The sequence below is a fragment of the Streptomyces sp. MA5143a genome (genome assembly GCF_900290235.1).
Lineage (GTDB): Bacteria > Actinomycetota > Actinomycetes > Streptomycetales > Streptomycetaceae > Streptomyces.
On sequence record NZ_OLMK01000034.1, the window covers coordinates 191,572 to 204,344 of the forward strand.

The 12,773-nt window shown below is 72.4% G+C and carries 14 protein-coding genes; 4 read left to right on the forward strand and 10 right to left on the reverse strand.

Annotation, left to right across the window (positions count from 1 at the left end):
- Positions 1-315 precede the first annotated feature (315 nt).
- Positions 316-1,242, forward strand: coding sequence for a nuclear transport factor 2 family protein (locus SMA5143A_RS17425; protein ID WP_107463827.1), 927 nt, complete (start codon positions 316-318; stop codon positions 1,240-1,242).
- Positions 1,243-1,329: 87 nt separating this feature from the next.
- On the opposite strand, the gene SMA5143A_RS17430 is transcribed toward SMA5143A_RS17425, so the two are convergent.
- Together SMA5143A_RS17430 and SMA5143A_RS17435 are read right to left on the reverse strand one after the other, a co-directional pair.
- On the reverse strand, positions 1,330-1,899 hold the full coding sequence (locus SMA5143A_RS17430) for an AMIN-like domain-containing (lipo)protein (RefSeq protein WP_107463828.1): 570 nt from the start codon (positions 1,897-1,899) through the stop codon (positions 1,330-1,332).
- A 96-nt stretch (positions 1,900-1,995) separates the two neighbouring features.
- On the reverse strand, positions 1,996-2,841 hold the full coding sequence (locus tag SMA5143A_RS17435; RefSeq protein ID WP_107463829.1) for an SDR family oxidoreductase: 846 nt from the start codon (positions 2,839-2,841) through the stop codon (positions 1,996-1,998).
- A gap of 148 nt (positions 2,842-2,989) precedes the next feature.
- Here SMA5143A_RS17435 and SMA5143A_RS17440 point away from each other — a divergent pair, with 148 nt between their 5' ends.
- Complete coding sequence (locus SMA5143A_RS17440; protein WP_107463889.1) at positions 2,990-3,400, forward strand: winged helix-turn-helix transcriptional regulator; 411 nt, start codon at positions 2,990-2,992, stop codon at positions 3,398-3,400.
- A gap of 24 nt (positions 3,401-3,424) precedes the next feature.
- Here SMA5143A_RS17440 and SMA5143A_RS17445 read toward each other — a convergent pair whose 3' ends face one another.
- Positions 3,425-5,503 (reverse strand): SpoIIE family protein phosphatase, encoded by a 2,079-nt coding sequence (locus tag SMA5143A_RS17445; protein WP_107463830.1) that lies wholly within the window; start codon positions 5,501-5,503, stop codon positions 3,425-3,427.
- A gap of 213 nt (positions 5,504-5,716) precedes the next feature.
- On the opposite strand from SMA5143A_RS17445, the gene SMA5143A_RS17450 reads away from it, so the two are divergent.
- Positions 5,717-6,307 carry a TetR/AcrR family transcriptional regulator gene (locus SMA5143A_RS17450; protein WP_055714975.1) on the forward strand — a complete coding sequence of 197 codons (591 nt, stop codon included), beginning with the start codon at positions 5,717-5,719 and terminating at the stop codon, positions 6,305-6,307.
- A gap of 3 nt (positions 6,308-6,310) precedes the next feature.
- On the opposite strand, the gene SMA5143A_RS17455 is transcribed toward SMA5143A_RS17450, so the two are convergent.
- The 3 genes from SMA5143A_RS17455 to SMA5143A_RS17465 all read right to left on the reverse strand — a co-directional run bounded on the left by SMA5143A_RS17455 (position 6,311) and on the right by SMA5143A_RS17465 (position 8,126).
- Entirely contained in the window at positions 6,311-6,916 is a 606-nt protein-coding gene (locus tag SMA5143A_RS17455) for a hypothetical protein (RefSeq protein WP_107463831.1), read from the reverse strand.
- Between the two features lie 46 nt (positions 6,917-6,962).
- Positions 6,963-7,337: a VOC family protein gene (locus SMA5143A_RS17460; protein WP_107463832.1), complete on the reverse strand. Its 375-nt coding sequence runs from the start codon at positions 7,335-7,337 to the stop codon at positions 6,963-6,965.
- A 78-nt stretch (positions 7,338-7,415) separates the two neighbouring features.
- On the reverse strand, positions 7,416-8,126 hold the full coding sequence (locus SMA5143A_RS17465; RefSeq protein ID WP_181361897.1) for a 4'-phosphopantetheinyl transferase family protein: 711 nt from the start codon (positions 8,124-8,126) through the stop codon (positions 7,416-7,418).
- Between the two features lie 158 nt (positions 8,127-8,284).
- Between SMA5143A_RS17465 and SMA5143A_RS17470 the strand changes: the two genes are divergently transcribed.
- Entirely contained in the window at positions 8,285-8,719 is a 435-nt protein-coding gene (locus tag SMA5143A_RS17470) for a VOC family protein (RefSeq protein ID WP_107463834.1), read from the forward strand.
- 97 nt (positions 8,720-8,816) lie between these two features.
- On the opposite strand, the gene SMA5143A_RS17475 is transcribed toward SMA5143A_RS17470, so the two are convergent.
- Genes SMA5143A_RS17475 through SMA5143A_RS17490 form a run of 4 tightly spaced genes read right to left on the reverse strand, consistent with a single transcriptional unit; the run spans position 8,817 to position 12,733 of the window.
- Positions 8,817-10,385, reverse strand: coding sequence for an MFS transporter (locus tag SMA5143A_RS17475; protein WP_107463835.1), 1,569 nt, complete (start codon positions 10,383-10,385; stop codon positions 8,817-8,819).
- On the reverse strand, positions 10,382-11,221 hold the full coding sequence (locus SMA5143A_RS17480; RefSeq protein WP_107463836.1) for a thioesterase II family protein: 840 nt from the start codon (positions 11,219-11,221) through the stop codon (positions 10,382-10,384). The genes SMA5143A_RS17475 and SMA5143A_RS17480 overlap by 4 nt, the downstream gene beginning before the upstream one ends.
- Positions 11,214-12,428, reverse strand: coding sequence for a class II histone deacetylase (locus tag SMA5143A_RS17485; protein ID WP_308812037.1), 1,215 nt, complete (start codon positions 12,426-12,428; stop codon positions 11,214-11,216). Before SMA5143A_RS17485 ends, SMA5143A_RS17480 begins: the two co-directional genes overlap by 8 nt.
- A complete protein-coding gene (locus SMA5143A_RS17490) occupies positions 12,425-12,733 on the reverse strand; it encodes a hypothetical protein (protein ID WP_107463837.1) in 309 nt (102 codons plus the stop codon). The genes SMA5143A_RS17485 and SMA5143A_RS17490 overlap by 4 nt, the downstream gene beginning before the upstream one ends.
- Between the last annotated feature and the right edge of the window lie 40 nt (positions 12,734-12,773).

Below are 12,773 nucleotides of genomic sequence, written 5' to 3' on the forward strand. Positions count from 1 at the left end.
GGCTCCCGGGCGGGGGTCGCGGAGTGGACGTGGGCAATGGCCCGCGAGGTCGCCGAGGCTGAGGGCGGGGGGCCGTGTGGCGTCCTGGTCGGGGGTGTGGGCGCCGGGACCGGAGGGGCCGGGTCCGGCCTGTCGGCGGGGGTCGTACCGCTGGTCGGCGGAGTGCCTGACCGCAGGCGTCGCGATGGGATGAACACGCAGGCCAGGGCACCGGGACGGGCGTGAGGACCACGCCCCTCGGGGCGCCGGCCCCCTGTGACGCATCGCCGACGCCCGTCGACCTGCCGGCCGACTGACCATACGCGGGAGACCCACGTGAAATACCGGAAGACTCTGCCCTGGCTCGCCGCCGTCGCCTTCCTCGCGACCGCCTGCGGCGGCACGTCCGCCACCGGCACCGACGCCTCGTCGACGACGTCCTCCGCCGCCGACGCCCCGTCCGGCGCAGACGATCCGTCCGGCGCCGAGGAGAAGCGGAACAAGGCGCTGGTACTGCGCCTGTACACGGAGGCGTTCAACAAGGGTCGGACCGGCGTGGTGAAGGAGCTCGTCGCCGCCGACCTGGTGCAGCACGAGAAGTCGGTGCCCGGCGGTGCCGAGGGGCAGGTCGAGCTGTTCAAAAGGGTGAAGGCGAAGATTCCTGGTGCGGTGGCCACCGTCAAGCACGTGGCCGCCGACCGCGACCTGGTGGCGGTGCACTGGCACGCGTCGGCGACCCCGGCGAAGGAGGCGACCGGTCAGGCCAAGGTCGACCTGTACCGGGTCCGGGACGGCAGGGTGGCCGAGCACTGGGGCGTCACGCAGACCGTCCCTGCGAAGACGGCCAGTGGGAACTCGCTGTTCAACGACGTGTACCGGTATCCGCAGGGGGCACCGACGCTGTCCGAGGAACAGGAGGAGAAAAACCGGAAGTTCGCGGTCTCCGCGTACCGCAGGCTCTCCGACGGTGACGTGAACGTGATCGATGAGCGGTGGGACTCCCGGTACTACCAGCACAACCCGGCGATCACCAACGGCACGGCCCCGCTGAAGCAGTTCCTGCAGCAGGGCGCGCAGGACGGGGGGTCGTCCGGCGGCGACTCCGACGGGGACGCTCCCGCCGCCGGGGGAGGCACCCGGTTCGGGCACACCCTCGCCGACGGGGATCTCGTGTGGGTCTTCAGCTCCGACTACGTCGTCGCGGACCTGTTCCGCGTGGTCGACGGAAAGATCATCGAGCACTGGGACGTCGCCGCCGACTGACAGTAGCCCGGGAGCCGGGGCCCGGGGGAACCCCGGCCGCCGGCCGTCGGGAGGCGGTACGCCCGGCGGCCGGTCAGCGGCGGTGGCTCACCAGGTGTGGGCCACGTCCACCACGAGATGCCCGTCCAACTGCACCACCCGGAAGGGCAGACGGGCCCGCACTCCGAGTCCGAACTGCGTCTGGCCCTCGAAGGAGCCGCCGAACTTCGCGTCCCGGAAGGTGCGGTAGCCGGTGAGGTTCACACCCGGCAGGGGCTTGCCGACCTTGCCGGGGTAGGTGGGAGCGCCGGAGTCGTAGGCCGGTGCCCGCACGACGACCTCCAGGACGGCGCCGCCGGTGACCGGGATGACCTCGCCGCTCGGGTCCTGGATCAGCCGGTCCACGTACTGCACGGTGTAGCCGAGCTGGTCGGCGGACGCGCCCGGCACGTCGACGACGAACCGGTCGTAGCAGTCGTGGCGGCCGGTCCTGGCGTTCGTGATGTACTCGCCCGCCGTGCTGGACCAGTCCGTCTTGGTGAGACTGCCCCAACCGGTCGGGCACGCGGCCGCCGCGCGCGGGGCGGCGGCCGGAGCGGCCACGCTCGGTACTGCGGCCACACCCAGTGCGGCGGTCACGAGGGCGGCGGTCACACAGACCGTTCTGCTTCTGATCATTCTGTTCCCCCCAAGGGTGCGAATGTCCGACATCAGGGGAGACATTCGGATCGCCCCGACGGTTGCACTCCGCTTACCGGAAAGTGGAGGTTCCGCTCAACGGAAGGCGGCGACGTAACGTCGGGCCCAGTCGTCGAACGTGCGGGCCGGGCGGCCGAGGAGTCGCTCGACGGCGGGACTGACCCGCTGTTCGGCGGGGGTGGGCTCGCCGAGGATCGTCAGCGTCGTCTCCACCACCGGCTCGGGCATGAAGCGCAGCATCTGCGCGCGGGCCTCCTCAGGGGTCTGCTCGACGAAGCGGACGGGTTCGCCGAGTGCGTCGGCTATCGCCTTCGCCCGCCCGCGGGGTGTGGTGAGCGCGGGTCCGGTCAACTCGTGGATCCGTCCGCTGTGGTGGTCCTCCCGCAGGGCTGCGGCGGCGACCTCGGCGATGTCGTCCGGGTCGATGGTAGGCAGGCCGATGTCGGCGAAGGGCGCGCTGACGGTCCGCTCGGCGCGGACGGACCCGGCCCAGGCGTAGGCGTTGGAGTGGAAGCCGCCGGGCCGCAGGATCGACCAGGCCATGCCCGACTCCCGGACCGCGTCCTCGATGGCGCGCGCGACGTCACCGTGGGAGGCCGAGCCGGGCCGGGTCGCCACTCCCTGGGAGGACAGCAGGACGACCCGTTCGACGCCGCCCGCCTTGGCGGCGTCGAGGATGTCCCGGGGGCTCAGCAGGTGCGCGCTGGGGCCGCCGTTCTGCAGGAACAGCGCGTCGGCACCGTCGAACACGGGCCGAAGGCTCTCGGGGTCGGTCAGGTCGGCCCGTACGTGCCCGACGCTCTCCGGCACATCGGAGTCGGAGATCCCGCGTGAAGTCGCGGTCACTCGCGCACCGGACGCCGCGAGGGTCCGCACCAGCGATCGACCCACGTTGCCGGTCGCCCCCGTCACAACGAACATGAAGAACTCCCTTTTCAGTAAGGCAGGTTGTCGCCGCCCGACTGGGCGGGACCGTCGTCCGGGAGCTGCTCTCCGGGCGACACGGGGACGCTAACACCATCGGTATAGTAGGTACCTAGAGGAAAGTGGCTATCCCGAAGGGGTGTTCATGGCGGGCGACACCGGCCGGGGGCCAACGGCCACGACCGACCCCGAACTGGCCTGTCCGACCAGCGCGGTCATCGACATCGTGTTCAGCCGCTGGACCACGCCGATCCTGTGGACCCTCCACACGGACGGCCGACAGCGGTTCGTCGAGCTGCAACGACGGATCGGCACGATCACCCCGAAGGTGCTGACCCAGCGGCTGCGCCAACTGGAACGCGACGGCCTGGTCGAGCGCACGTACCACCCGGAGGTGCCCCCCAGGGTGGAGTACGAGATCACCAATCTGGGCCGCAGCCTGGCCCCTCTCTTCGCGCACCTCGCCACGTGGGCCGCCGGCCATCTGGACAAGGTCGAGCGGGCCCGCCACGACTTCGACACCGACCCGTCGCGGGGCGCTCACTCGTCCCCCTGACGGTTCTCTCCGTCGAGGGGACCGCTATCCCCGCCGATGGCCGTTGGCGCGGCGGGCCAGGAGCAGGGCCACGTCGTCGTCCGGCTCGGGGGTGAGGGCCGCGAGCAGCAGGTCGCAGGTCTGCTCCAGGGGGAGCCTGCTGTCGTCCAGGACGCGCAGCACGTTGTGCAGTCCCGCGTCGACGGACATCTCGTGGCTCTCGACCAGGCCGTCCGTGAACAGGGCGAGCAGGGCTCCCTCGGCGAGTTCGTGCTCGCCGACGGTGAAGGGGACGCCGCCCACCCCGAGAGGGACACCGGCGGCGACGTCGAGGAGTTCGGCCTTCCCGTGCGGGCCCACCAGGACCGGCGGGAGATGGCCCGCACGGGAGAGCTCGCAGCGGCCGCGGCGGGGGTCGCAGACGACGTAGAGGCAGGTGGCCAGGGTGTCGGAGTCGCCGAGGGAGGCGGTGAGGCCGTCGAGGTGGTGCAGCAGCTCGGCGGGAGGCAGGTCGAGCCGGGCCAGGGCTCGGGTGGCCGTGCGGAGCTGGCCCATGATCGCCGCCGCGTGCACCCCCTTGCCCATCACGTCCCCGACGACGAGTCCGATCTTGCCGTCGTCGAGGGGCAGCACGTCGAACCAGTCCCCGCCCACCTCGCTGATGGCGGGCCGGTAGCGCGAGGCGACCTCCATGCCGCCGTGGTGCGGCGGCGCCTGGGACAGCAGGCTGCGCTGGAGGGTGAGCGCGATGTCCCGTTCCCGTCCGTACAGTCGCGCGTTGTCGATGCAGATGGCGGCGCGCGCCGCCAGTTCGACGGCGAGGGTGACGTCCTGGTCGTCGAACGGGCGGGGGTTGACCGTGCGGCACAGGCTGAGGGTGCCCAGGACCTCGCCGCGGGCCATCAGGGGCACGGCCAGAAACGAATGGACGCCGGCGCTCCGCAGGGTCTCGGCCGCGGCGTCGTCGCGGGCGATGCGCCGCAGCACCGTGTCGTCGACGCGTTCCCGCAGGATGGGGCGTGCCTCCCGGACGCACTCGGTGACCATCCGGGACGGGCTGTACAGAGCGGGCTGCCCGACCGGGTCGGCGGCCTCGATCGCGTCGGTGGGGTGGCTCGACTTGAGGGCGAGGGCCCAGAAGTCGAGGGAGCCGTCCGCGCGGGGCCCGGCGGAGCCGCCGGGGTTGACGACGGCGTCGAGGGCGTCCACGGCCGCGAGGTCGGCGAGCTGGGGCACGGCCACGTCCGCCAACTCGCGTGCCGTCCGACGCAGGTCCAGTGTGGTGCCGATACGGACGCCCGCGTCGGCGATCACCGCGAGCCGTTCCCGCGCCTGGGCGACCTCGGCCGCCGCCCGCTCCCGCTCGGAGACGTCCAGGACGGAGATCGCCAGGCCCAGGACCCGTCCGTTCGGGTCCTCGATGCGGTGGTACGACTCCGAGAAGGCGTGGTCCACGGTGTCGGCTTCCGTGTGGCCGACCGTCTGCTGGTCCAGCAGTGGCTCACCCGTCCGCAGGACGTAGCGCATCCGTGACTCGATGGCGTCGACGTCGAGGGCGGGCAGCACCTCGCCGACGCGGCGGCCCAGCACGGCCGCCTCGGGCACTCCGTTCAGGCGTTCCAGCGACGGGTTGACGCGCAGCCATCTGAGGTCCGGGTCGAAGACGGCGATCCCCACCGGCGACTGGCTGACCAGGATGTGGGAGATCGCCAGGTCGCGTTCGACATTGCGGACGGTCTCCGCGTCGGCGCCCAGGCCGAGGGCGAAGATGTCGCCGTCGGCGTCGCGCAACTGCATGGTGCGGAACTCGACGCGGCGGGTGGAGCCGTCCCTGTGCCGCACCGGGAAGACCCCCGCCCAGCGCGCCCCGGTGCGGACGCTTCTGAACAGTTCGCGCGCCCGCTCCTGGTTCTCCGGGGCGACGAGCAGCGCGCCCGCGTCCTGGCCCAGCGCCTCCTCGGCGGGGAATCCGAGGAGTGACTCCGCTTCGGGGCTCCACAGTGCGATCCGGCCGTCGCTGCCGAGGACGAGGGCCGCCACACGCAGCACGTCGAGCAGCCCGCCGGGCGCGGCAGTGATGCCGTCCTGCCAGCCACTGCCGGCCCGGGTCTCTCGCTCGGGCATACCGGACGCTCCTTCCGGCGGCAGCACGGGTACCGGTCCCCTGCTGCCGGGCCCCCTGTCAGTCATACCTCCGACCCCGCGCCACCGCACGCCATCACCGTCCATGCCGAGCGGGCTCGGCGCCGTCGCACGGATCGGGAACGGTCCCGGAGGGTGGATCGCCAGGCGGGGAAAGTTCACGTACCTTCAGTACGTGAAGGACGGGGGGAGCGGATGACGCGAGGGATCAGGGCGGAGCAGCGGGAGCGGACCCGGCAGGCGCTGGTGCGGGAGAGCCGCCGGTTGTTCGCGACGCTGGGGTACGGGGCCGTGGGGCTGTCGGAGATCGTGCGGGCGGCGGGCGTCACCAAGGGCGCGCTGTACCACCACTTCTCCAGCAAGGCCGAGTTGTTCCGGGCCGTGCTGGAGCAGGTGCAGGAGGAGGTGGCGGAGCGGATCGCCGAGACGGCGGACGCCCGGGAGGACACCTGGGAGCAGCTGATCTCGGGATGCCAGGCGTTCCTCACCGTCTCCACGGACCCGGTGATCCAGCGCATCATGCTCGTCGACGGTCCCGCCGTGCTGGGCTGGAGCGAGTGGCGGGCCATGAACGAGACGACGTCGGGGCGGCACCTGGCGCAGGTGCTCGGGGATCTGATCGAGGAGGGGACGATCACCGCGCAGCCGGTCGAGCCACTCACCCATCTGCTGTCGGGCGCGATGAACGAGGCGGCACTGTGGCTGGCCGCGTCGAAGGACCCCGCCGACCTCGACGACACACAGAACGCCCTGGTGGCGATGTTGCGGGCCCTCCGGGTGACCTGACGGTCAGGCCACGTCGAGGGGGCGGCTCGCGCGGTGTGCGCAAGCGTAGCAGCCGCCCTGACCGCGGCGGATGTTGTTGAGCGCGGGCGTGCCGATGTGACCGCAGGTCATGCAGCGGCACCTCCAACGGTCCCGCACCCGTCCGGGGAAGGGCTCCAGCGGCTCCATGCCGACCGCCCGCATCTCCGCCTCGGCCGCCGCGCGGTCCACCGGGGCCCGCCCGGCGCAGGCGCGGCAGCCGCCCTTCCCGGCGCGGATCCCGAACAGCCTCGGATGGACGGTGCGGCCGCAGACGACATGCCGGCACAGCCACCGGACCCTGGCCCCCGGGTACGGTTCCAGCGGTTCGAAGCCCGCGGCGCGCATGTCGGCCTCGGCCCGCGCCCGGCCGGCGGCCCGTCGCCGCTCCCCCGCGGCGATGCGTCCGCAGTGGCGGCATCCCGCGCTGGCGCCTATGCGTACCGACGTGAACGTGGGTGCGACGTGGTGGGCGTTCTTCACGCAGCGGCTGTTCCAGGCCACGTTGGCCCCCGGGTAGGGCTCCAGTGGTTCGAGTCCCGCGGCGCGCATCACCGCGACCGCGACCTCGGCGTCGATTCTTCCGGGCATGACCGATCTCCCCCTCGACCAGCGATCCCGCGCACGCACCGAGGGGTCATTCCGGTGCGATCACGCGGATCTTCACTCCATTGGGATCGGTGACGAGCACGTCGTCACCTTCCGGCCCTTCGGTGCCGGACCGTCGCACTCCGTTCGGGGCCGCGCAGGAGGCGACCCGTTCCAACTCCCTTTGTCCGCCTTCCACCTCGAGGGTGAACCGGACCACGCTCATCGGCCGTCGCAGGGGCTCCGGGAGGTCCGGGTGCGTGGGGTCGACGAGGAGGAGTTCGCAGGAGGCCGGTCCGGGCCGGCCGAGACCGACATACCACTCCGTCTCGTCAGTGACCTTGAAGCCGAACAGGTCGGTGTAGAACGCGCGGGACTCCTCGATGCGACAGGTGCGGATCACCGGACAGAGGCTGGTCAGCATGGAGTGCCATCTCCAGTCACGTACCGAAGGTATGCGAGCGAACTTAATGACGTACCATCGGTATGTCAACACGGGCGGTCATCCGCCCGCGCCCGCTCCGCCACTCCAACGCCCGTACACGAAAGGCCAGTTCAGCTCATAGGGTGCGGCGGGTACCGGGATGCCCTCCGGCACGGCGAGGGCCGCGGCGTGGGTGGTGTCCGCGGGGCCGCACGGCAGGTTGCGGACGGTCCAGCCGGGCGGACGCCGCGGGACCCCGGGCGTCTCGCGGTCGCCCAGGTAGTCCCGGTCCAGCGCGCGGCCGAGGCCGGTGCCGAGGGCCTTCAGATAGGCCTCCTTGCGTGCCCAGAGGCGGCAGAACCACAGGGGTCTGCCCTGCTCCGGGACCGCGATGGCCTCGCGCCGCTCCTGCGGGTGCAGGCGATCCAGGCACGACTCGACGGTCCGGCGGCCTGGTATCCGCTCGGCGTCCACGCCCAGGGGCACACCCGCGATCGCCACGAGCGACAGGCCCGGGCAGTGGGAGAGGGAGAAATGCGGGCCGGCCTCGCTCTCCAGGAGAACGGGCCGCCCGTGCGGTCCGCCGCACCTCGCGCACGGCGCCCGCCCGAGGAGGACGTCCACGGGGTGACAGTCGAGATGCGCGGCGAGCAGCAGACGCAGCGCGACATGCGTGGCGACGTAGCGGGAACGGTCCGCGGGGCGCCGGAAGGAGCGGGCCCTGCTCCGTTCGTCGGCGTCCAGCAGCGACAGGCTCAGCGCCTCGTCCCAGGGCGGCGGTCTCCGCACGGCCCACACCCGCGGTGACTCCGGATGCCTCGACACTGTGGCCGCCATGCGCCCCCCGTTCCGCTGCCGGCGACGTGACGGTGGAGGCGTTTCCTCGTTGGCACGACGAACGCCACCCGCGCTCGAACGACCCGTGCCCACCTCAGAACGGTGACACCATGACGCCCTCCGCCGTGACCAGCTTCTACCCGGTGATCTGCACCCCGCGGCTCCGGGAATCCGCGGACTTCTACACGGACCTGCTCGGATTCGAGAAGACCTTCGAGAACGACTGGTACGTCAGCCTCCGCCGTCCGGAGCCCCCGTACTACGAGCTCGCCCTGGTCGACGCGGCCCACGAGACGATCCCGGACGCCTACCGCCGCCCCGCCCAGGGCGTCCTGCTCAACTTCGAGGTGCCCGACGTCGACGCCGAGTACGCCCGGCTCGTGGAGGAGTCCGGGCTGAAGCCCGAACTCCCCCTGCGCAGCGAGGACTTCGGGCAGCGGCACTTCATCGTGGCCGCCCCCGACGGAGTCCTCGTGGACGTCATCACCCCCATCGCCCCCACCGCCGAGCACGCCGCCGCCTACACGGAGCGCCCCGGCGTGTGAGGGCCGTGGCCCGCTCCCCCGTCAGGAGGCGGGTCCCCGGTCAGGAGGCGGGTCCCCGGTCAGGAGGCGGGTCCCCGGTCAGGAGGCGGGTCCCCGGTCAGGAGGCGGGCTGCTCCGCGGGCGTGACCGGGCTCTCGGCGGGCTCCTGAGCCTGCTCGCCGGCGCCCGTGGGCGGGGTCCTGATGACGACCGCCACGAGGACGGCCGTACCGAGCGCGAGCAGCGCGCCGACGACACCGATGACGTTCATGCCCTCGGTGAACGCCGCCCGGCCCGAGTCGACGAACGCCGCGGCCACGTCCGCCGGCAGGGTTTTCGCGGCCTGAAGCGCCTCGGCGAGGGTGTCACCGGCACCGTCCGGGATCCGCGCGGGCACGTCCACCTCACTGCGGTACACGGCCGTGCCGACACTGCCGAGGATCGCGACGCCGAGGGCCATGCCCAGCTCGGTGCTGGTCTCCGAGATCGCCGCCGCGGAACCCGCCTGCTCGGGCGGCGCCGAGCCGACCACGATGTCGGTGCCCAGCGCGATGAGCGGGCCGCCACCGGCGTACACGAAGGCGAAGCCGGTCACGACCTGTGCGATGCCGGAGGTGCTGTCGGCGAGGGCCAGCATGAGGTGTCCGAGCGCCGACACGGCCAGGCCGACCGCGACGACGTACGCGGGCCGCACCTTGCTCGCCGCGATCGGGGACACCACGGACGTCACGATCAGCGCGAACGCCGCGGGCAGCAGGTACAGGCCGGCCTTCATCGGTGACAGGCCGCCGACGAGTTGCAGGTACTGCGTCACGAACAGATAGGTGCCGCCCGCGACCAGCATGCTCAGCAGCAGTGTCACCAGGGACGTGCGGAACGCCGGGTTGCCGAACAGACCGAAGTCCAGCAGGGGGCTGTCCAGGCCGCGCTGCCGGCGCACGAACACCACGCCCATCACCAGGCCCGCGACGAGGACCAGCAGCGGCAGCGCCGACACCCCGTCGTTGGCGATCTCCTTCAGGCCGTAGATCACGGGCAGGATCGCCGCCAGCGACAGCGCCACGCTCACCAGGTCGACCCGGCCGGCCTGCTCGTCGCGGTACTCGGGCAGCAGCACGGGCCCGGCCACCAGCAGCAGCGCCATGATCGGCACCCCAAGCAGGAACACCGACCCCCACCAGAAGTACTCCAGCATGGCCCCGCCGACCACCGGGCCGAGCGCGATGCCGACGGAGAACATGGTGACCCACACGGCGATGGCCACGCCGCGCTGCCTGCCGTCCCGGAACATGTTGGTGATCAGCGCGAGCGTGGACGGCATCAGGGTGGCACCGGCGACGCCGAGCGCCGCGCGTGCCGCGATCAGCGAGGCCGGGCCGTCCGCGTAGGCGGCCGCCACCGAGGCCACGCCGAAGGCGGCGCCGCCCATCAGCAGCAGCTTCCGGCGGCCGACGCGGTCGCCCAGCGACCCCATGGTCACCAGGAAGCCGGCGATCAGGAAGCCGTAGATGTCGATGATCCACAGCATCTGGGCGGCCGAGGGGTTCAGCGCCTCACTGATGTGCGGGACCGCCAGGTGCAGAACGCTCACATCGATCGAGAGCAGCAGCGTGGGAAGCGCCAGCACGGCCAGGCCCAGCCACTCCCGTGGCCCGGCCTGGTGGGGGGTATCGGCGATGGTGCTCAACTCGTCTCCTTCAACAGGTGCGTCGAACCGCCGCCCGGAACGGATACCGGGCGGCCGGACGTACGGGGGACCCGGCCCCCGTACGGGGTGCCCGCGTGCGGTGCGCCGGGGCGGCCGGCCACCAGGCGGTGGACGACGGCAGCGGCGGGCGCGGGCTCGTAGAGGTAGAAATGGCCGCCGGGGAACATCAGTCGCCGGAAGCCGCCGGTGGTCTCCAGGGACCACAGGTGCAGCCGCTCGGCGACGACGACGGGGTCGTCGACCGCGCCGAGCGCGAGGATGGGCACGCCGGTGCCCGACAGCGGCCGCTCGTGGTGCTCCATCGCCTCCAGGTCGGCGCGGATCGCCCGCAGTGACAGCCGGACCAGGTCGTCCCGGTCCAGCAGTTGGGGTGTCATGCCGCCGATGTCCAGCAGGTGCTCCACCAGTTCGGTGTCGCTCCTGAGGTGGGCGAAGGGCGGCTCGGCGGGGAAGCACGGGGGCTGTCGCGCCGAGAGGGCCAGCAGCTCCGGCGCGAGGCCCTTGTGCTCCATCGTGCGGGTCAGTTCGTACGCCAGCACACTGCCGAAGCTGTGCCCGACGACGGCGTACGGCAGCTCGGGCAGCTCCGTCAGGGCCGCGCCGAGCGCGTCGACGAGGGGTTCGACGCGGGTGAGCGGGCGCTCGGTGATCCGGGCGCCCCGGCCGGGCAGTTGGGCGACGACGAGTTCCACGTCCGGGGGCAGGAACCGCGCCCACGAGCGGAACGCGGAGGGCCACCCGCCGGCGTGCGGGAAGGCCACCACTCGGAAGCGGGGCGCGGGCCGGGGGCCCACGGTGATCCACCACTCACGCATCGGCCACCGCCTGTCCCTTGCCGGCGTCGGCGTCGGCGTCGGCATCGGCATCGGCGTCGGCATCGGCGTCGGCGTCCGTCTTGGCGTGGGTGCCGGCCGATCGCCGGGCCAGCAGCGGGTGGTGGGCCCGCAGATGCTCGACGACCCGGCTCTGGTGGCCCTGGAGGCGCTGGCCCGGCAGATGGTCCAGGGAGTGCAGGAACGGGTCCTGGGGGGCGGGCAGTCCGGCGATGGCGCTCGCCGTGGCGAGCACCAGCATCGGCTGGTACCACGCCGAGTAGCCGCCCTCGTGGACGAAGACGACGCGGCCCCCGGTGAGTTCGTCGGCGAGGCGGCACATCGTGGACGTCATGGTGTGGAACGTGCGGCTGGTGCACATCATGCGGCCCATCGGGTCGTGGCCGCCCGCGTCGACGCCCGCCGCGACCAGGATCAGCTCGGGCCGGAACGCGCGCGCCGCGGGTTCCACGACCCGGTCCACGACGGCGAGGTAGGCGCCGTGTCCCGAGCCCGGGGGCAGCGGCACGTTGAGCGTGCTGCCGGCGCCGGCCCCCGTGCCGGTCTCCATGACGTGGCCGGACGCCGCCGGGAACAGCCCGTCCTGGTGGATCGACACGTACAGCACGTCCGGGTCGTCGTAGAACACCCGCTGGATGCCGTTGCCGTGGTGCACGTCCCAGTCCAGGATCATCACCCGGCGGGCCCCGCGGCGTTGCGCGGCCCGCGCTGCGACGGCGACGTTGTTGTAGAGGCACAGGGCCATCGCCCGGTCGGGTTCCGCGTGGTGGCCCGGCGGGCGGACGAGGCAGTACGCCCGCCGGAACCGCCCGTCCAGGACCTGCTCGGCGGCCTGCGCCGAGGCACCCGCCGCGAGCCTGGCGGCGTGCGCGCTGTGGTAGTTGACCTGCGCGTACACGCCGGCGTCGCCCCCGCCGGACGCCGACACCGCCTCGACGCGCTCGATGTGCTCCGGCACGTGCACCAGGCGCAGGTCCTCGTCGGAGGCGGGCGTCGGCGTCCGGCACGTGTACCGGTCCAGCACTCCGGACGCCTTGACCAGCCCCTCGGCCCGGCGCAGATCGGGGTCGACCGCGAACTGCCGGAGCGGTTCGACACCGGGGCCGACGGGCACGTACCCCGAGCCGGGCCCGGGGTCGTGCCAGAAGCACATCTCGTGGCTGTACCACGCGAGGTCGGACGTGTTCACCCGGCGGACACACCCAGCGAGGCGCGGCTGACGCCGGAGACCTTCTCGATGTACTGGAGGTAGTACTCCCGTTCCTCGTCCGGGGTGCGCTTGGCCCGGAACGTCGTCTCCAGCAGGTCCAGGACCTCACCGGTGCGCCCCGAGGTGAGCGGTTGTTCGGCGACCTCCTCCTCCACGGCGCGGATGCGCGCGGCCGGCTCCACCACACCCTTGGTGTGCTCGTCCTGGTCGCTGTTGTGGTTACGGGTCGAGGCGATGGTCTTCAGCACCGCCGAGAAGAACGCCGTCTTGTCGATGTCCGCCATGTCGGTTCCCCCTTGCTCGTCGTGTGTGCGTGCGACGTGC

Coding starts and splice junctions, on each gene's coding strand:
- SMA5143A_RS17430 (WP_107463828.1), bottom strand. CDS start 1,899: ATGATCAGAAGCAGAACGGTCTGTGTGACCGCCGCCCTCGTGACCGCC.
- SMA5143A_RS17435 (WP_107463829.1), bottom strand. CDS start 2,841: ATGTTCGTTGTGACGGGGGCGACCGGCAACGTGGGTCGATCGCTGGTG.
- SMA5143A_RS17440 (WP_107463889.1), top strand. CDS start 2,990: ATGGCGGGCGACACCGGCCGGGGGCCAACGGCCACGACCGACCCCGAA.
- SMA5143A_RS17445 (WP_107463830.1), bottom strand. CDS start 5,503: ATGCCCGAGCGAGAGACCCGGGCCGGCAGTGGCTGGCAGGACGGCATC.
- SMA5143A_RS17450 (WP_055714975.1), top strand. CDS start 5,717: ATGACGCGAGGGATCAGGGCGGAGCAGCGGGAGCGGACCCGGCAGGCG.
- SMA5143A_RS17455 (WP_107463831.1), bottom strand. CDS start 6,916: ATGCCCGGAAGAATCGACGCCGAGGTCGCGGTCGCGGTGATGCGCGCC.
- SMA5143A_RS17460 (WP_107463832.1), bottom strand. CDS start 7,337: ATGCTGACCAGCCTCTGTCCGGTGATCCGCACCTGTCGCATCGAGGAG.
- SMA5143A_RS17470 (WP_107463834.1), top strand. CDS start 8,285: ATGACGCCCTCCGCCGTGACCAGCTTCTACCCGGTGATCTGCACCCCG.
- SMA5143A_RS17480 (WP_107463836.1), bottom strand. CDS start 11,221: ATGCGTGAGTGGTGGATCACCGTGGGCCCCCGGCCCGCGCCCCGCTTC.
- SMA5143A_RS17490 (WP_107463837.1), bottom strand. CDS start 12,733: ATGGCGGACATCGACAAGACGGCGTTCTTCTCGGCGGTGCTGAAGACC.